This window comes from Parageobacillus caldoxylosilyticus NBRC 107762 (assembly GCF_000632715.1).
Taxonomy (GTDB): domain Bacteria; phylum Bacillota; class Bacilli; order Bacillales; family Anoxybacillaceae; genus Saccharococcus; species Saccharococcus caldoxylosilyticus.
The window spans coordinates 45,253-62,873 of sequence record NZ_BAWO01000008.1 but is presented as its reverse complement, the minus strand read 5'-3'; the positions used below and the strand labels follow the sequence as shown (position 1 = coordinate 62,873).

At 45.3% G+C, this 17,621-nt stretch carries 22 protein-coding genes and 1 pseudogene; 18 read left to right on the top strand and 5 right to left on the bottom strand.

Annotated features, from left to right (window positions below):
- From GCA01S_RS03805 to GCA01S_RS03790, 5 genes and pseudogenes are all read left to right on the top strand, one after another.
- Complete coding sequence (locus GCA01S_RS03805) at positions 1 to 552, top strand: TetR/AcrR family transcriptional regulator (protein ID WP_081587203.1); 552 nt, start codon at positions 1 to 3, stop codon at positions 550 to 552.
- Between the two features lie 80 nt (positions 553 to 632).
- Positions 633 to 734, top strand: a pseudogene (locus GCA01S_RS19165) (3-hydroxyacyl-CoA dehydrogenase NAD-binding domain-containing protein); the annotation flags it as partial.
- Positions 735 to 842: 108 nt separating this feature from the next.
- Positions 843 to 1,898 (top strand): phosphotransferase family protein, encoded by a 1,056-nt coding sequence (locus GCA01S_RS03800; protein WP_042407343.1) that lies wholly within the window; start codon positions 843 to 845, stop codon positions 1,896 to 1,898.
- Between the two features lie 9 nt (positions 1,899 to 1,907).
- A complete protein-coding gene (locus tag GCA01S_RS03795; protein ID WP_017434606.1) occupies positions 1,908 to 2,675 on the top strand; it encodes a 2-phosphosulfolactate phosphatase in 768 nt (255 codons plus the stop codon).
- 212 nt (positions 2,676 to 2,887) lie between these two features.
- Positions 2,888 to 3,862 (top strand): quinone oxidoreductase family protein, encoded by a 975-nt coding sequence (locus GCA01S_RS03790; protein ID WP_042407341.1) that lies wholly within the window; start codon positions 2,888 to 2,890, stop codon positions 3,860 to 3,862.
- 31 nt (positions 3,863 to 3,893) lie between these two features.
- Here GCA01S_RS03790 and GCA01S_RS03785 read toward each other — a convergent pair whose 3' ends face one another.
- Positions 3,894 to 5,051, bottom strand: coding sequence for an aminotransferase A (locus GCA01S_RS03785; RefSeq protein WP_042407338.1), 1,158 nt, complete (start codon positions 5,049 to 5,051; stop codon positions 3,894 to 3,896).
- A gap of 179 nt (positions 5,052 to 5,230) precedes the next feature.
- Complete coding sequence (locus GCA01S_RS03780) at positions 5,231 to 5,458, bottom strand: IDEAL domain-containing protein (RefSeq protein ID WP_017434609.1); 228 nt, start codon at positions 5,456 to 5,458, stop codon at positions 5,231 to 5,233.
- A gap of 205 nt (positions 5,459 to 5,663) precedes the next feature.
- Here GCA01S_RS03780 and corA point away from each other — a divergent pair, with 205 nt between their 5' ends.
- From corA to GCA01S_RS20810, 6 genes are all read left to right on the top strand, one after another.
- Positions 5,664 to 6,644: a magnesium/cobalt transporter CorA gene (gene corA / locus GCA01S_RS03775; protein WP_017434610.1), complete on the top strand. Its 981-nt coding sequence runs from the start codon at positions 5,664 to 5,666 to the stop codon at positions 6,642 to 6,644.
- 67 nt (positions 6,645 to 6,711) lie between these two features.
- The gene (locus tag GCA01S_RS03770; protein ID WP_017434611.1) at positions 6,712 to 7,266 is read left to right on the top strand and encodes a TIGR00725 family protein; all 555 of its coding nucleotides are present in this window, start codon (positions 6,712 to 6,714) and stop codon (positions 7,264 to 7,266) included.
- Positions 7,267 to 7,350: 84 nt separating this feature from the next.
- Positions 7,351 to 8,001 (top strand): glycoside hydrolase domain-containing protein, encoded by a 651-nt coding sequence (locus GCA01S_RS03765; RefSeq protein WP_017434612.1) that lies wholly within the window; start codon positions 7,351 to 7,353, stop codon positions 7,999 to 8,001.
- 156 nt (positions 8,002 to 8,157) lie between these two features.
- Positions 8,158 to 9,063, top strand: coding sequence for a chemotaxis protein (locus GCA01S_RS03760; protein ID WP_042407335.1), 906 nt, complete (start codon positions 8,158 to 8,160; stop codon positions 9,061 to 9,063).
- Between the two features lie 87 nt (positions 9,064 to 9,150).
- Positions 9,151 to 9,393, top strand: coding sequence for a hypothetical protein (locus GCA01S_RS18970; protein WP_052510014.1), 243 nt, complete (start codon positions 9,151 to 9,153; stop codon positions 9,391 to 9,393).
- A complete protein-coding gene (locus GCA01S_RS20810) occupies positions 9,362 to 9,754 on the top strand; it encodes a GGDEF domain-containing protein (RefSeq protein ID WP_071997930.1) in 393 nt (130 codons plus the stop codon). Before GCA01S_RS18970 ends, GCA01S_RS20810 begins: the two co-directional genes overlap by 32 nt.
- 128 nt (positions 9,755 to 9,882) lie before the next feature.
- Here GCA01S_RS20810 and GCA01S_RS03750 read toward each other — a convergent pair whose 3' ends face one another.
- Complete coding sequence (locus GCA01S_RS03750; RefSeq protein WP_042407333.1) at positions 9,883 to 10,317, bottom strand: YkyB family protein; 435 nt, start codon at positions 10,315 to 10,317, stop codon at positions 9,883 to 9,885.
- A 147-nt stretch (positions 10,318 to 10,464) separates the two neighbouring features.
- Positions 10,465 to 11,340, bottom strand: a complete 876-nt coding sequence (locus GCA01S_RS03745; RefSeq protein WP_042407330.1) for a metallophosphoesterase — start codon at positions 11,338 to 11,340, stop codon at positions 10,465 to 10,467.
- Positions 11,341 to 11,487: 147 nt separating this feature from the next.
- Here GCA01S_RS03745 and fadH point away from each other — a divergent pair, with 147 nt between their 5' ends.
- From fadH to cbpB, 5 genes are all read left to right on the top strand, one after another.
- Positions 11,488 to 12,252 (top strand): 2,4-dienoyl-CoA reductase, encoded by a 765-nt coding sequence (fadH, locus tag GCA01S_RS03740; protein ID WP_017434618.1) that lies wholly within the window; start codon positions 11,488 to 11,490, stop codon positions 12,250 to 12,252.
- 333 nt (positions 12,253 to 12,585) lie between these two features.
- Positions 12,586 to 13,803 (top strand): EAL domain-containing protein, encoded by a 1,218-nt coding sequence (locus tag GCA01S_RS03735; protein ID WP_042407328.1) that lies wholly within the window; start codon positions 12,586 to 12,588, stop codon positions 13,801 to 13,803.
- Between the two features lie 54 nt (positions 13,804 to 13,857).
- Positions 13,858 to 14,091: a hypothetical protein gene (locus GCA01S_RS03730; RefSeq protein WP_042407327.1), complete on the top strand. Its 234-nt coding sequence runs from the start codon at positions 13,858 to 13,860 to the stop codon at positions 14,089 to 14,091.
- A 217-nt stretch (positions 14,092 to 14,308) separates the two neighbouring features.
- Complete coding sequence (gene abbA / locus GCA01S_RS03725) at positions 14,309 to 14,503, top strand: antirepressor AbbA (protein WP_042407325.1); 195 nt, start codon at positions 14,309 to 14,311, stop codon at positions 14,501 to 14,503.
- 116 nt (positions 14,504 to 14,619) lie between these two features.
- Entirely contained in the window at positions 14,620 to 15,078 is a 459-nt protein-coding gene (gene cbpB / locus GCA01S_RS03720) for a cyclic-di-AMP-binding protein CbpB (protein ID WP_042407322.1), read from the top strand.
- On the opposite strand, the gene GCA01S_RS03715 is transcribed toward cbpB, so the two are convergent.
- Entirely contained in the window at positions 15,053 to 15,796 is a 744-nt protein-coding gene (locus GCA01S_RS03715) for a sulfite exporter TauE/SafE family protein (protein WP_042407319.1), read from the bottom strand. The two genes, cbpB and GCA01S_RS03715, sit on opposite strands and share 26 nt — an antisense overlap.
- A gap of 116 nt (positions 15,797 to 15,912) precedes the next feature.
- Between GCA01S_RS03715 and GCA01S_RS03710 the strand changes: the two genes are divergently transcribed.
- On the top strand, positions 15,913 to 16,785 hold the full coding sequence (locus tag GCA01S_RS03710) for a LysR family transcriptional regulator (protein ID WP_042407316.1): 873 nt from the start codon (positions 15,913 to 15,915) through the stop codon (positions 16,783 to 16,785).
- A gap of 73 nt (positions 16,786 to 16,858) precedes the next feature.
- Positions 16,859 to 17,569, top strand: coding sequence for a 2,3,4,5-tetrahydropyridine-2,6-dicarboxylate N-acetyltransferase (gene dapD, locus GCA01S_RS03705; protein WP_017434626.1), 711 nt, complete (start codon positions 16,859 to 16,861; stop codon positions 17,567 to 17,569).
- Positions 17,570 to 17,621: the final 52 nt, after the last annotated feature.

Genomic DNA, 17,621 nt, shown 5'->3' with positions numbered 1-17,621 from the left:
ATGGCGGCAAGCATCGCTCTATTTGAACAAAAAGGGTTTAGCGAAACTTCCATTCAAGATATTATGGATATGCTTGGCGTGACAAAAGGAACGTTTTACTACTATTTTAAAAGCAAAGAAGAATTATTAATGGATATCCATCTTCGCTATATTGAAGGACTGCTCGAAAAGCAAAAAAACATTATGGAAGATGCTGCGAAGACGGTTAAGGAAAAAGTGTTTGAAATCGTCTATATGCTCATCCATAGCATTGAGAAACAAGGAAGACAGGCGCGCATTTTTTTCCGCGAAATGAAGCATTTAAATGCAGAACATTTAAAAAAAATTGTAGAAAAGCGGGACTTGTTTCGTTACAACTTGCAATCGTTAATAGAAGAAGGAATGAGAAACGGCGAGCTCCGTGACGATTTGCCACCTTCCATTGCAACGCTGACCGTTTTAGGAGCGGCAAACTGGAGCTACCAATGGTTTCGGCCTGATGGGGAATTGAGCGATTTCGAGGTAGCGGAACATATGGTTGCGATTTTGCTGGAAGGAATGGAGAAAAAGTGAAATAAGACTACTTGGCATAAACGTGCCAAATAGTCTGCACTTTCCATACTGACTGGTCAGTTAAAAAAGAGGAAGAAAAAATGCCTATTCAACGTGTTGCTGTGACCGGTGCCGGTTCAATGGGACACCAAATCGCTATGCTTTGCGCTTTAGGCGGATATAAAACAACATTGCAAGACATATTCAGGAGAAAGTGAAACAGGGACATCTCGGCTGAAAAAAGGGGAAGAGGACGGCATGTATATGACCAACAAACCGTCAAACGCCTGTAATCGAAAGGAGGTATAGCCATGACGGCGATCATCCCTGTACGTAAAGGAGAAGAGCTGCCCGTTGAAAAACTAGGTGACTTTTTAAGAAAAACACTGCCGGATTTTCCGGAAGGAACGCTGCAAGTCAGACAGTTTTCTGCCGGACGTTCCAATTTAACGTATTTGCTGTCATGCGGAGAGTGGGAAGCCGTTTTGCGGCGTCCGCCGTTTGGCCCCGTTCCGCCGAAAGCGCATGATATGAAGCGGGAAAGCACATGGCTGAAGGAAATTCATCCGCTTTTTCCGCTGGCTCCGAAACCGTTATTATTTTGCGAGGATGAATCGATTATTGGCAGTCCATTTTTTGTGATGGAACGGCGCCGTGGCATCGTGCTAGATACGGAGTTTCCGGCGCACATCGCCCCGACAGAAGAACGATGCCGGAAAATCTCGGAAACGATGGTCGATACGCTCGTACAAGTACATCAGCTTGATTATACAAAAACGCGTCTTGTCGAGATGGTAAAGCCGGAAGGATTTATGGAGCGGCAAGTACATGGCTGGATTCAACGCTATAAGCGGGCGAAAACGGATGAGATTAAAGAAGTGGAAGCGCTGACGAAATGGCTTGTGAGTCACATTCCGGAAAACAGCGAAGCGACGATTATCCACTATGATTATAAATTAAACAATGCGCTGTTTGCCGAAGATGATGTCACACAAATGGTCGGCTTGTTTGACTGGGAAATGTCGACCGTCGGCGACCCGCTTGCTGATCTGGCCGTGGCGATGAGCTACTGGATTGAAAAGGACGATCCGCCGCTGTTGAAAAACGGATTTGGCAGAACGCCGGTGACCGTTTATCCCGGCTTTTATACGCGCGAGGAATTTATTCGGGCATACGCTGAAAAAAGCGGACGGGATATTTCGAATATGCACTTTTATTTAACGTTTGCTTATTTTAAACTCGCTGTCATCTGCCAGCAAATTTATTATCGCTACCGCCGCGGACAGACGAATGACGAACGCTTCCGCGATTTGGGGAAGTTTGTTCAGTCACTCGTCCAACATGCATGGCAATTAGCAATGAGCTGAGGTGAATCCATGGCGAAAGTACATGTCGTCTTTCGTAAAGAAGATATTGATGAAACAGCTTTAACAGACGGGAAAATAGCGGTTGTGTTCGACATTTTGCTTGCTACTTCCACGATTACCGCAGCGCTTTCGTTTGGCGCTGCTTCCGTCATCCCAGTGCGAAATGCTGAGGAAGCACGGGAAAAATCCCGTCTCCTTCCAAACGGGAGCTATGAGCTTGTCGGCGAGTACGAAGGCCGGACGATTGACGGCTTTCATTCTCCAGCGCCGCTTTTTTTGCAAAAGTTCTGTCCGGGAAAAACGATTATTTTATCAACGACAAATGGCACGGTAGCGATCCGCAAGGCGATGCATGCCAATCATCTTTACGTCGGGAGCCTGCTGAACGGACCGGCGCTTAGCGAGCATATTTGCCAACGGCATGCGTCAGAAACGATTGTCGCGATCTGCTCCGGTTCATCAGGGCGATTTTGTCTAGAAGATTTTTACGGGGCGGGCTATTTTATTTCCTGCCTGCTGCAAAACGGTGTTTCTGCCCGAGACTTGTCCGATAGCGCCATGGCGGCATGGCTTTTTTACGAAAAATACAAGACGGAAAACGCGGGGAAAACGGTGCTTGCCTCTTCGCGGGTCGGACAATGGATGACGGCGCACGGCTTGGAGCGGGATATCGATTATATTAATCAGCATGGCGCACTTTCCGTTGTTCCCGTATTTGAAAAAACAGGATTGGGAGGAGAAATTCACGATGCAACGAGGCGGTCATTTTCTGTATGAAGAGGCTTTTGCCCATTTAAGCAAAGACCGGCATCGATGGCTTGCTTGTCGAGCCGCTTTAACGAACTAATCGATCATGGGGCAATGGAACGCAACCGCCGCATTGCTGACTTACAGAACAAAACGCAACTGGCTATATAAGTTTAATCCCGAAAAAGTTTTTATTTCTTTCGCAGAAAGACTAGAAGAGGCAACAGAAAGGAGAAGCAAAGATGAAAATGGTGCAATTTACGGAGTACGGCGGCCCGGAAGTATTGCAGGTGATCGAGGTGGACCGCCCTGTGCCAACGGGGCGGAGCGTATTGATCAAAGTGGAGGCGATTGGCGTCAACTATGCCGATACGGCGCGCCGCGAAGGCCATTACGTCGTCCCGACTCCGCTTCCGTTTGTGCCGGGAACAGAGGTAGCCGGTGTTGTCTGTGAAGTTGGCGAAGAAACAAGTACGGTACGTGTTGGACAGCGCGTCGTTGCCTTAATCGAATCGGGAGGATATGCGGAATATGCCAGCGTTGATGAGCGCGCTGTCATTCCGCTTCCCGATGGGTTGGATGTGCAACAGGCCGTCGCCCTTCCCGTCCAAGGATTGAGTGCTTACCATATTTTAAAAACGATGGGGCGCTTAGAACAGGGGGAAACGGTGCTTGTTCATGCGGCGGCAGGCGGCGTTGGCACGCTTGCGGTTCAGCTTGCAAAACTTTTTGGCGCCGGCAAAGTGATCGCCACCGCCAGTACCGAGGAAAAACGAGAGATGGCAATGCAACTTGGCGCTGATGTCGCTGTCGACTATACAAAAGAAAGTTGGAAGGACGAAGTGATAAGGGCGACAGACGGAAAAGGCGTCGATGTGGCGCTCGAGATGGCCGGCGGCGACATTTTCCATCAGACACTGGAGTGTCTGGCGCCGTTTGGCCGGCTTGTCGTCTACGGCGTGGCGAGCGGACAGTTTACGCGCATGAACCCGGCGCGGCTGATGGGGAAAAATTTAGCGGTCATCGGCTTCTTTTTGCCGCAAATCATGAGAAAGCAAACGTTATATCAGCAAAGTTTGCATGAATTATTGACATATGTGCAAACCGGAAAGCTGACATTGACGATTGGCGGTGTCTACCCACTTGAACAAGCCGCGGATGTGCATCGACTGCTTCAGTCACGAAAAACGCATGGAAAGCTCATTCTTGTTCCATAGCTTGTCAAACAAAAACAGTGGGCGCTTTTGTTTATCGCGCCCACTGTTTTTCCTTTATGTATCGCTCTAAACGGTTGAGAGCTTCTTTCAGCACATCAAAGGAATACGCGTATGAAAGGCGCACATATCCTTCGCCATATTTGGAAAAAGCGCTGCCGGGAACGAGCGCGACGCCGGCTTTATGGACCACATCAAGGGCAAAATCAAAAGAGGATAGACCGAACGGAGCGATCGATGGAAACAAGTAAAAGGCGCCGTCGGGCTTTTCCACTTGAAGCCCCATGCGGACAAGGCGGTCGTACGTATATTCCATCCGCTGTTTATATTGGTTGCGCATCGCCACTGCATCATTTTTTCCTGCCGTTAAAGCGGCCAGCGCCGCCTTTTGCGACACCGAAGAGGTGCAGGAAACGCTATATTGGTGCACTTTAATCATATGTTTCATCACAAAGGAGGGTGCGAATACGAACCCGATGCGCCAGCCTGTCATCGAGTGCGATTTGCTCAACCCATTGATCACAATCGTTTGGTCGTGCAGCCATTTAGCGATGGAATGATGTCTGCCATCATAAACAAGCTCACTATAAATTTCATCGGAAACAATCCAAATCGGCCGCCCCTTTACTAGTTCGGCAATTTCTCGCAGGGCTTGTTCTGATAAAGTGACTCCCGTCGGGTTTGAAGGGTATGGGAGTACGATGCAGCGCGTCCGCTCGTTCAAGTAAGGAGCGATTAACTCCGCTGATAAGCGAAATCCATTGGCACGTGTATCAACATATACGGGTTTTGCCCCGCACAGTTGAATGAGCGGTTCGTACCCCGGATAGACGGGTCCAGGCAAAATCACTTCCGTACCTGCTTCCAAAATCGTACGGAAGGTAATGTCAAGCGCTTGGCTTGCTCCGACGGTGGTAATCACCTCATCAGGTTCATACGATAATCCGTACTTTTCAGCAACGAAACGGCATGCTGCTTCCCGCAGGTCAAGAAAACCGGCATTATGGGTGTAAGTGGTAAAATTGGCGGCAATCGCTTCTTTCCCTGCTTCTTTGACATGCTCCGGCGTCGGAAAATCTGGCTGTCCGATCGTTAATGAAATTAAATCAGGACGGTCTGCCACCATGTTGAAAAATTTACGAATCCCTGATATTTCTATATTTTTTACGCGAGAATGAATCAAATGTTCCACTCATCGTCATCCTTCCATTGTGATCGTCTGTCCACATTTTATCATGTTTGCCGCTGAAAATGGAAAAATAAAAGTGAGTCCCCTTCGTTTCTTGTCAGAACATTTGACGAGAAAGGGACTCACCTTATTTGACAATACGACTCTGACGTTTCACACTCCAACATATTTCTCTCCTTTAATTACGCACCGTATTTTTTTAGAAGCTCATTATATTGGGCGGAAAGTTCGAGAAAGAGGGCCTTGTTTCGTGCGATAAGAGCTTCATCAATTTTTTCCATCAACTTTTGTTTTTGAAACTGAAAGATTGCTTGTGCTAACACTTTCTCGGCAAGCGGACCATAGCTGCTTTTTTCTTCCGTTTGGTTAAATAAAATAGCGCCTTCGTGAGGATACTGTTTTTCATACATATGTGATTCCTCCCTGTTTGGGAATCGATAAATTCCCTTTTTTATATTATCATCATTTTTGATTAAAAAGTAAAGAAAATTTCGATAAATATTTTTTGTCATTTTTTTCTTTACACCATACATATACCCTTTTTTAGTTGGGATATAACAGCTTTTCGGTTATGATAAAGTAAAGAAAGCAAATTTTGGGCACAGGGTGGTTTTCATGATCCGAACGTGCGTCATTACAAAAGATTTTGAGGTTATATATGATGTTTCGCTTCCGTATGTAAACAGTGACGATGTTTCCTGGTATTGGGTGGATTTTCATGAACCAACAGAAGACGAGGCAAAGCTGCTTGCCGAGTTCTTTCACTTCCACCCGCTGGCGATTGAGGACTGTTTAGAGTATGTGCAGCGGCCAAAGCTCGATTTTTATGATCGGTATTTGTTTGTTGTGTTGCATGCCATTGATGGAAACTCTCTTGAAGCAGAGGAAGTGGATTTGTTTGTCGGACAAAATTTTATCGTTTCATTTCATAAGCAATCGATTCACGCCGTAAACGAAGTATGGATGAGAATTCAACACGAGGAAGACTTTCAGCAGGGCCCTTTTCATGTCATGTACCGCATTATCGATAAACTTGTCGATGACTATTTTCCACCGATTTACCATATTGAAGATGTATTGAATGAATTAGAGGAGAACACGAATGATGAGACGATTCAAGAAATTATTGAAAAAGTGTTTGATATTCGCAGCGACTTATCGAAGCTGCGTAGAACGATTGTACCGATGCGCGATTTATTGTATCGAATTATCCATTCCGACCGCCTGCAGCGGATGAAAGAGCGGCAATTGTATTTTCACGATATTCACGATCATTTATTGAAACTGTCGGAAATGATTGAGACGAACCGCGAGATTACGTCGGATATTCGCGATAGCTATTTGTCGTTAAACTCAAACAGAATGAATACGATTATGATGACATTAACCGTCATTACGACCATTTTTATGCCGTTAACGTTTATTGTCGGCATTTATGGAATGAATTTTGATTATATGCCGGAACTACATTGGAAATACGGCTATTTTACCGTTCTCGGGGTAATGGCCTTCATTGCACTTTCGATGTTTTTCTGGTTTAAACGGAACGGCTGGTTCCGGTTTCATAAGGGAAACGATATGAAAGATAGGCGGTAATGGAAGCGTCTGATGACAGTGCTTCTTGCGTAATATATAAAGGAAAAGTACATAAAGGAGAGGGAAAATGAAACGGATTGCGGTTATCGGTCAGTCAGGGGATATTCCCGACGAGGTGCGACATATTGCAGAGGAAGTGGGAGCAGAAATTGCCAAGCGCAACGCTGTTTTATTAACAGGCGGCGGAAGCGGCGTCATGGAGGCGGCATCGAAAGGAGCGAAAGAAGCAGGAGGGCTTGTCGTCGGCATTTTAGCGGGAGACCGCGTTGATGTCGCGAACGATTATATCGACATTCCCATTACAACAGGCCTTTATTTTGACTTCCGCAGCTTGATCCTTGTTCATTCCGCCGATGCGCTCATTATGATTCGCGGCGGAAACGGAACGCTGGGCGAGTTATCGGCGGCATATATGAATAAAAAACCAGTGGTGATTATCGAAACGACCGGGGGATGGGCGACCAAAATAAAAGAGGTTGTCTATGAAGGCGGCTATCTAGACGAGCGTCGTACGGTGGAAATCGCCTTTTGCCGTTCGGCAAAGGAAGCGGTAGAACTGGTTTTTCAACGAATGGAAGAGCCGATCGATGTGATGAAAAATACCGGACAAATCGGTGATTAATCGGGAAACGGTTGTATGAAACAGGCCGTCCGCTTCATATATATGTTATGGCAGAGAGAACGTCAAGAAGAAAGGGGGAAGCTGATGGCTAAAGGTATTTGGGGAGTAGATTCGGCGCAAGCCGTAACGGAACAGCTGTTTCAATGTGCCAGAAGCGAGCTTGGCTACCCAAAATTTTGGGGGCGTTATTTATCTGATGTCCCGAATGTTTCTGATGGATTGACGAAAGAAGAGATTACACGCCTCCGAAATTACGGAATCAAAGTGCTGCCTATTTATAATGCATTTCGTGAAGCGGTTGGATATGCAAACGGACAGGTGGCAGCGCGCAACGCAGTATTCCATGCGCGGCGCCTCGGCATTCCAAAAAATAAGGCGATATTTGCGAACATTGAAGATTTTTTTGCTGTTGATGCATCATGGATTGTCGCTTGGGTGGAAACGCTGCATCCGACAGGGTATCGGCCAGGGCTTTATGCCGATCCGACGAAAGGGGATTTCGCGGCTGCTTATTGTGAGGCGGTACAAAGAAACAATCAAGTGGCCGTGCAGGCGATTATTTGGAGCGCAGCGCCAAGACCGGGGACGACAACAGAGCAGAAGGCGCCACGCTATCAGCCGGCTTCCCTAAATTGCAGTGCGAACATCTGGGCTTGGCAATACGGCCGTGATGCCGAGTCGTGTCCGGTTGATACCAATTTGGTGGACCGCCGCCTCCTTGATTTTTTATATTGATTTCCAGAATAGTTGTGGCTGTTTCGCTGCAACTATTTTTTTCATGCTATTTCTGACTGCCGCAGGGAAGAAAATATTTCTTATTTTATGCCTCCAACGCTATAATGATTATAGGTTGTATTGACTATATCAAAAATAGGGAGGAAGTATGATTCAGTGCCGGAAAAATCACCTGTTTTGTTGGAAAGTGGGACGAATGAATTAGAAATTATTGAGTTTTTGCTTGGTGATCAGCGTTTCGCCATCAATGTGATGAAAGTAAGGGAAATTGTGACTCCTCTTCCAATTACGAAAATTCCTCATTCCCACCCTTATATGGAAGGAATTATTGAGCTTCGCGGGGAAGTGCTGCCGGTCGTCGATTTGGCCAAAGCGCTTTGTTTTCCTGCTTCCGCCCATCCTGAGCATGACAAATTTATCGTTGCCGAATTCAATAAACAAAAGATTGTATTTCGTGTGCATAACGTCACGCGCATTTACCGCATTTCCTGGACGCAAATCGAAAAGCCGTCGCAAATGCACCAAGGTTTAGAAGGGCAAGTGATCGGCATTGTCAAACTGGAAGGGCGAATGCTCTTGCTTTTGGATTTTGAAAAAATCATGGCGGATGTGAACCCGAATTTAGGTGTCAATGTACAGCAAGTCAAAAAATTGGGGAAACGGGAACGTTCACAAAAAAGGATCATCGTTGCCGAAGATTCTCCATTATTGCGGAAGCTGCTTCATGATACATTGTCGGAAGCTAGCTATGGACGCGTCGAGTTTTTTGAAAACGGAGCAGAAGCGCTTCGCTATTTGCAATCGGTTGTTGCAGACGGAAAAGATATTGCCGAAGAAGTGCAACTTGTCATTACTGATATTGAAATGCCGCAAATGGATGGCCATCATTTTACAAAACGGATTCGAGAAGATGAAAGGTTAAAGAAACTCCCCGTTATCATTTTCTCTTCCCTTATTACAGAAGGTCTTCGCCATAAGGGAATGAAAGTTGGCGCAACAGCTCAAGTAAGCAAGCCGGAAATTGGCGAGCTGATCGAGATGATGGACAGCTATGTTTTATAATGCCGCTAAGAGAGACAAGAACCGTTATTCCTTACAGATTACCAAGTTCTGAAGCGCTGTCTGGCGGAAAAATAAGGGGGAGAGCGGATGAATGAGTATGTGGTGCAATTTATAAACAGGATTCGGGAACAGATAAAGCGGTGGAAAGCAGAAAAAATTGTTGCCCGCGAGGAGCTGCTCCGCTTCCTCCGTTCCGCGGCAAGAACAGCAACTATTATTGGACGGGATGATATCGAGGCAAAAGCACATCAACTTTTCAACGAATTGGAAGGGCAGCTGCAACAAAAGTGGACAGTAGATGAGGCCGCCTCCTATAAAAAAAGCATATGAAAGCTTGAGGAGCGGTTTAGAGCGGTTTCACGAACTAAGTTGCATAGCGATGCTCGATTTAGATCATTTTAAAAAAGTGAATGAACGTTTTGGCCATCTTGCTGGCGATATTGTGCTGCAGGAATTTGCACGTTTTCTCTGTCGGAAGACGCGGACAGGGGACACCGTTGTCCGCTTTGGCGGCGAAGAGTTTATCGTTTTATTGACAAAAACAGCGGCCAGAGATGCTTTACGCGTGATCGAGCGATTGCGGAACGATTTGAGCGCGCATTTGATTCAAACAGACGGACAGCAAATTTCCTGCACGTTCTCGGGCGGGATTGTTGAAATCAATGATCCTTCCAAACCGCTTGAATATTGAGATGGCAGACCAAGCGCTATATGCCGCAAAGCAGCAAGGCGGAAACTGCATAACGGTCGCTAAGCCTGTAGATGAACGCTGCTAAATTTTAAAACGGGAAAACGGCTTCCGAAAGTCGGAAGCCGTTTTTAGTAGCTTTCGCCAAGCCGTTTAAATACCGGCCTTGGCTGCGGCTGTTTTCGTTTCGGAGGAGTTTCGCTGATCCCGGTATAGGCTTGCAGCAGCGTTTTCGCCTGGGACAGGGGCATTCTTGTGACAGGATTTCGGTAAGAATCGTTTAATGCTCCAAGATGCGGAAGGGTGGCGAAGTCTTTTTTTGTTGGGGGAATATGAAAATAGTAGTCGCCGACGGAAACAAGAACGTCGGACTGCTGTTGGCTATATTTTGGGTTGCGGGAAAAATGAAGGCCGATTTTTTTCGCCTTTCCTTCCTGCAGCAGCTTTTCAATCGCTTTTTTCTTCAAAAGGTAGAGAAAAGAAGGATTTAATGCCGTTTTGGCATGACGATTGACGATAAAAATCGCTTTTGCAATGTTGTCCACCGTCAGTTCCAACGGTTTCATCAGCATATCTCCTTTTTTAATTATTTTATTTTTTATTATACAAAATGAACATATGTTTGCAAAACGGCTTTTTTGGATGTCAAAAAGGAGGAGAATACGTCTGCTGGACCTAATGAAAAAGTTCTCTAACGATGCCATATTTTCCCTTTATGCACGATGCTGCAATGTAAAAACAGTCAGTTCCGGCGGTGACAAAAAGCGGAGCGGCACCCTTGTCGTCCCAAGCCCGCGGTTTACATATAGCGTTAAATGGCGAATACGGTAAAATCCTTCATAATATTTTTCCGACAGCGGCGGCGTAATTAGCGGACCAATAAACGGAAGCTGGACTTGCCCGCCGTGGCTGTGCCCGGATAGTTGCAAATGAACGGGATAGTGGCTTGTCTGTATGGCGCCGTCCGGCTCATGCAGCAGCAAAATCGTATAAGTGGAATCAGGAATCGACTCAACCATCTTCGCGAAGTTTGGCCTACCAAGCATCATATCATCACTGCCGGCGATGGCGATGAACCGCCCATGCTGCCGCCGAATGAGAACGTGCTCATTGACAAGCATGCGAAATCCGGCTTTCTCCATAATATGGCGATATATATCGGTTCCATATCCACCGTGGTCATGGTTTCCGTAAATGCTAAATTTCCCAAGTGGAGCGCGAATGTGGGAAAGTGCGTCGGCAACCGCATCAATGTGCGGATACTTGTTTGGTTCATGCAGCAAATCGCCGGTAAACAATACGATATCGGGCTGTAATTCGTTTATTTTTGCGATCGTATAGCGAAAGCGTTGTAATCCGTAATAATGGCCTAAATGAACATCGCTAAATTGCAACAGTTTTGTCCCGGTAAACTCTTTTGGGATCAGCGGGTGGGAAATAATATGGTGGGTAACGGTTAATTGAGCCGGCTCAATGAAACGGGCGTAACCGTAGCTGAATGATGTTGTCAATATTCCGCCAAGGCCGGTAAGAACCATTTTTTTTAAAAATGTGCGCCGGTTCATTTTTGCAGTTTCCAAATGTTCCATTATCATGCCGTCCTTTCACAATTAGTTTTATTATAGCGGAAAATTAAAGGAAAGAACAATAGGATAAAAATAATGTTAGAAAATTCTTTATTTTTGTAGTAAGATAGAAATGAATGAATCATCAGTCATTTGTGAAGGAGGAGAAATATGAACGGAAAAGTCATTATTGTAACCGGCGGTTCGAGCGGGATGGGGAAGTATATGGCAAAGCGATTTGCGGCAGACGGCGCCAACGTCGTCATTACCGGAAGACGGCTGGAAGCGCTTGAGGAAGCGAAAAAAGAGATTGAATCGCCCAACGGAAAAGTGTTGCCGATACAAATGGATGTGCGCGACCCGGAATTAGTGGCGGAAATGGTTAAACGGACGGATGCGGAATTTGGCAAAATTGATGCACTCATTAACAACGCGGCGGGCAATTTTATTTGTCCGGCGGAAAAGCTATCGATTAATGGCTGGAATAGCGTGATCAATATCGTATTAAACGGTACATTTTATTGCAGCCGCGAGGTCGGGAACTATTGGATTCAACGCGGCCAAAAAGGTTCGATCATCAACATTGTTGCTACATATGCCTGGCACGCCGGCGCAGGGGTGATTCATTCTGCAAGTGCGAAAGCGGGAGTATTGGCGATGACAAGAACGCTCGCTGTCGAATGGGGAAAAAAATACGGATTCCGCGTCAATGCGATTGCCCCTGGGCCGATTGAGCGGACGGGAGGAGCAGAGAAGCTGTGGGAATCAGAGGAAGCGGAAAGGCTGACGATTGAAAGCGTTCCGTTAGGACGGCTTGGCACACCGGAAGAAGTCGCTGCTCTTGCTGCTTTTCTGCTCTCGGATGACGCGGCTTATATTAATGGGGAATGCATTACGATGGACGGAGGACAATGGCTCAATCGGCGCCCGTTTTAACATATCCCGAAAGAAGTCTCCCACTTCTAAACGTGAAGGTGCGATAACACCAGTGAAAGTGAAGCGTAAAGGGTTCTTGTATGTTGCTTATCGTTCGGCGAAAACATACAAGCCTCTTGAAACCCCGCCTCTAAGCGAAGCGCAGGTGGCGGGTAGTTCACATGGATAAGCGGTTTCCTAACGGCAGGGAACCGCTTTTTGTTTCGACAGCATGTACGAATGTTTATTTCATGCAAACATTTTTTAGACAGGACAGCCTTAACGATGCAGTTATGGGGGGTGGACGTATGATATAATAAAACAAAGAGGGTGTATGCAAAAGAGGTGAGCAAGGTGGATGCGTTAGATGTAATGGCGAATTTGCAGCAAGTTTTTCCATACTATCAGGCTATTTTCAGCGCCGATGAACATTGTGTCATTGGCTATGAAGTATTAGGAAGATATCAGTCTGAAACAGGGGTTGTCAGTTTAGGTCCGTTTTTCCACGATGATACCATACCGGAAGAATTCCGTTTAGAAGTAGATGAAGTGGTAACCAAAAAAGCGCTCGATTATTTTCTTTCCCTCGACGATTATACACCGCTTATTTTTTTAAATCGCGATGCGAATTTATTGATGCTTGACCGTGCCGATTCGTTTTTGCAGCTGCTTCTTCAATATGAAACAAGAGGATTGTCGTTAGAACGCATTGTACTCGAAATTAATGAGCAGCATTTTAAGGGTGATTTAGATCAGTTAAGCCATTTATTGACCTATATCCGTACGTATGGAGTAAAAATCGCGGTAGACAACATCGGAGAACATAGCAGCAACTTAGAAAGAATCGGCGTGCTGTCGCCAGATATTTTGAAAATTGATTTGCGTCAATTGCGGAAAACTTCTGTGCATCAAGCGTATCAAGACATTGTTTATTCTATTTCGCTGTTAGCCCGCAAAATCGGCGCCACGCTTTTATACGAAGATATCGAAACATCTTTTCAATTGCAATACGCGTGGCGAAACGGCGGACGTTATTACCAAGGGTACTATTTGGCGAAACCTTCTCCAGAGTTAGTGCCGCGCGATATGTTAAAGGAACGTCTGCGTCAGGAATGCCATCATTTTATTCAACAGGAAAAGAAAAAGCTAGAAACGCTTTATCATATTTCCGAACAGTTTCAGCAGCGGCTGACGGCGCTTTTGGCCAAATATAAGAAAGTCACGGATTTTAATGAGCTGATTTCGCTTTTAGCGAATGAGCTGAATGATGTTTGTTTCCGCATTTATGTTTGCGACGAGGATGGCTTCCAACAGTCTGCCAATATGTTTAAGCGCAACGGCCGCTGGGAGCTTGAGCCGCAATATTATATGAAAAATTGGAGCTGGCGTCCGTATTTTTTAGAAAATATTATTCGCATGCGCTCGCGCAAACGCGGAATTTTATCCGATCTATACGCCGACATCGAAACCGGGGAAACGATCCGCACGTATTCGTACCCGATTGACGATCGGCACTACTTGTTTATTGATTTATCGTATAATTATTTATTCGAACATGATGTCCATTATTAAAGGATGGTATAAAATCTTTGCCTCGTGGCAAAGTAAGCATGAGGTGAAGAAACAATGGCACAGCTGATATTTGTATTGTCCATCCTTGTCGTTCTTATTGCCGTTATCGGATTTGTCTATACGTACCGTCTTGGCCGCCAGCAAAAATGGCAGGAAGAACTAGATGCTCCGATCCCAAAGGCAGTGCAGGAGCATGCCTATTTGCGCAATCCTGTTTTTTTAGCGTATTTGTTGGCGGCTTTGCTGGCCGCGGTTGTTATTTTTTATTTGGCGTTGCGCTACTGGTAAGGCAAATAAGCAATGGAGCAGTCCTATTAAGGATTGCTCTTTTTTTGCTTTATCGTCATATAACCCAGCTATGTGCAGGGAATAAAACAAAATGCGCCTGGGCGGCGGACAGCAAAAGCCTTTAAGCAAAAGCCTTTATAAGGAAGGAAGTCTTTTTTTCCATGACTTTTTTCCGTTTTTGCGGAATATATATAGTTTTGCAAAGGGGGAATGAAACATGAGAAAGCCGATTCTTGAAATATTATCGCATGAAGAGCAGCGCTTGCTTTTGGATCTTTTGTTTACACAGCAATATGCCTTAGAGCTTGTTCGCTGTGAGATTGCTGACATTGAAAATGGGGATAAGCAAGTGGATGCAAAGCGGTATCAACAGCTTTTGCGTTTATATGACCGTCTTCTGCAGGAAACATAGAATTTTACATAATACTATCGTTCCGCTGGCAAGCGATAGTATTTTTTTATGGAAGGCAATAAAATATGATAAACTGAAGAGGGGAAACGCTAAAAAGAGAAAGGCGGAAGACAGGTATGACAGTTTTGGAAAACAAAAAATTTGCCAAGATGACGGTGGCGCAGTTTCTTATTCCTTCGGATAAAGTAGCGCACGTCCAACTTGGGAACTATTTAGACCACGCGTTATTAGTATTAACCAAAACCGGTTACTCCGCTATTCCTGTATTGGACACTTCCTATAAACTTCATGGATTAATCAGCATGACAATGATCATGGATGCGATTTTAGGATTGGAACGCATTGAATTTGAGAGGCTGGAAACAATGAAAGTCGAGGAAGTGATGAATAAGGATATTCCGCGTCTTTTATTGGATGATGACATCGTTAAAGGAATTGGACTGATTGTCAACCATCCGTTTGTTTGTGTAGAAAATAAAGACGGCTATTTTGAAGGGATTTTTACAAGGCGAGAAATACTTAAACGATTGAATAAACAGCTGCGAAAGCTTAATGATTACCATAAACCATATTAAAAATAAGCTGAACGATAAGCAGAAAGGTAATGGTGTGCAATAAAAATTGCAGCTGTTTTTGCTTCAGTTTTTGCGCCACTTGTACCGATAATTGTGCACCGATGAATGATCCAATCGCTAAGAAGGGAGCGATATGCCAGTTGATATGACCGTTGTATAAGTAGGATGTCAGTGCTCCAAAGCAGCTAATAAAAGTTTGAAATCTTGTAAAAGCGATGGCAGATAGGTAATCCATGCCGGTGCGCAAATAAGCATACATGAGCATTGTTGCTTGGCCTGGGCCAAACATTCCGTCATAGACGCTAATGCCGTAAAGAATAGGATATAAGGTTTTAGGGAGAGAAGGAGCCGCTGCCGCATGCTCAGGCTGTTTTTTGAAAACTTGCAGGCATAGTGCGAACATTAACAAAATAATGGCGATGATGGTCATCGTTCGTTCAGACAACAACGAGGCGATGACTCCTCCTGTTGCTCCTCCACCGAGACTAATAGGGATGATCAGCAACAACTGTTTCCAACGAATGCTTTGCTGGCGAAATAGGACGAAGAAGCTGGAAAACGAGCTGATTGTATTGGAAAACTTGGCGGCGGCAATGGCCTGATGGATAGGGACACCAATCATAAGCAAAACAGGCATGCCAATAAGGCCACCGCCGCCAGCTAATGTACCAACGAACGAAGTCGCAAATCCAACGAGGACAAACAGTACCCAGTCCATGCAGGGCACCCCTTTCTCCAAACGTTCTACAGCTATTGTATTCATTTTATAACAATAAGAAAATTTTAAAAAAATGGACGGAAATGATAAGAAAAACTTATCAAAAGGGTGATAGCTTGAATATTTCGGAGTATGAAATACTTACCGTTTTGGCGGAAGAATTAAATATGAGGAAAGCGGCAGCCCAGCTCTATGTTACTCAATCCGCATTGTCCCAGCGACTACAGGCGATAGAAGCCAGCTGGAATGTGAAAATATTTATCCGGTCTCAGAGAGGTTTACTGTTAACACCAGAGGGAGAAAAAATTGTCCAGCTTGCAAAAGAAATAGTGCAGAAAACGAACAAAGTAAAAGAAGAGATCGAACAACTGGCCGGACAAATAAGTGGAACATTAACATTAGCGGTTGTTTCCATTGTTGCGCAGCATTGGCTTCCCGCAGTTTTAAAAACGTTTATGATATTATACCCAAATGTAAATGTGTCGTTGACAACGGGATGGACAAGCGAAGTCTTAAGCGGCATGTATGAAAATCGGTTTCAACTCGGAATTGTTCGCGGAAAACCAAATTGGAGCGGGATTGCGACACGTTTATTTACGGATCAGTTATATTTAGTAGACCAAGAAATTCAATCTCTAGAGCAGTTGCCCCATACCGACCGGCCGTTTATTCAATTTAAAAGCGACTCGACGTATTCGCTGCACATTCAACAATGGTGGCATGAGCAATTTCAAGCCCTTCCGCCGCGAACGGTCATCGTCGATCAAATCGAAACATGCAAACAGCTTGCTTATCATGGAGTTGGCTATGCCATTTTACCGGAAATTGCTTTAGATGACCGAGAGCAACATCTTGTTCATATGATTGCGCTAAAAGATAAGCATGGCGAACGGATGACGAGAGATACATGGCTTATAAGCTCGGAAGCAGCATGGCAGCTTCCGCAAGTACAAGCCTTCCAGAAGGTGCTGCAAAATTTTGTTTCATGAATTTATGCTTGTCACCATTATCTCTGTTTTGCTAAAGTAAAAAAGAATACAGATGTAAAGGAGGATGTGGCCCATGAAGATGATGGATGCAAATGAAATCATTTCGTTTATTCAAAACAGCAAAAAATCCACCCCTGTTAAAGTATACATAAAAGGGAACCTGGAAGGAATCGATTTTGGCGCAAGCGCGAAAACGTTTATTACAGGGAATACGGGCGTTGTTTTTGGGGAATGGCAAGAAATTCAAGCGGCGTTGGAAGCCAATAAAGACAAGATCGAGGATTATGTCATTGAAAACGACCGCCGCAATTCCGCGATTCCGCTTCTTGATTTGAAAGGAGTAAAAGCGCGCATCGAGCCGGGCGCAATTATCCGTGATCAAGTCGAAATTGGCGATAATGCGGTTATTATGATGGGGGCGGTCATTAACATCGGCGCCGTCGTCGGCGAGGGAACGATGATTGATATGAACGCAGTGCTCGGCGGCCGCGCAACGGTCGGAAAGAACTGCCATGTTGGCGCCGGCGCTGTCTTAGCAGGCGTGATTGAGCCGCCTTCCGCTAAACCAGTGATCGTTGAAGACGATGTAGTGATTGGAGCGAACGCCGTTATTTTAGAGGGGGTTACGGTCGGCAAGGGCGCCGTTGTTGCAGCAGGTGCTGTTGTAGTGGAAGATGTGCCTCCGTATACGGTGGTGGCTGGTGTGCCGGCGCGCGTGATTAAGCAAATTGATGAAAAAACAAGAGCAAAAACAGAAATTAAACAAGAACTTCGCCAGTTATAAACATAGCCAAACACGAAAGCTGTCCCATCTTTGGGCCAGCTCTTTTTGCAAA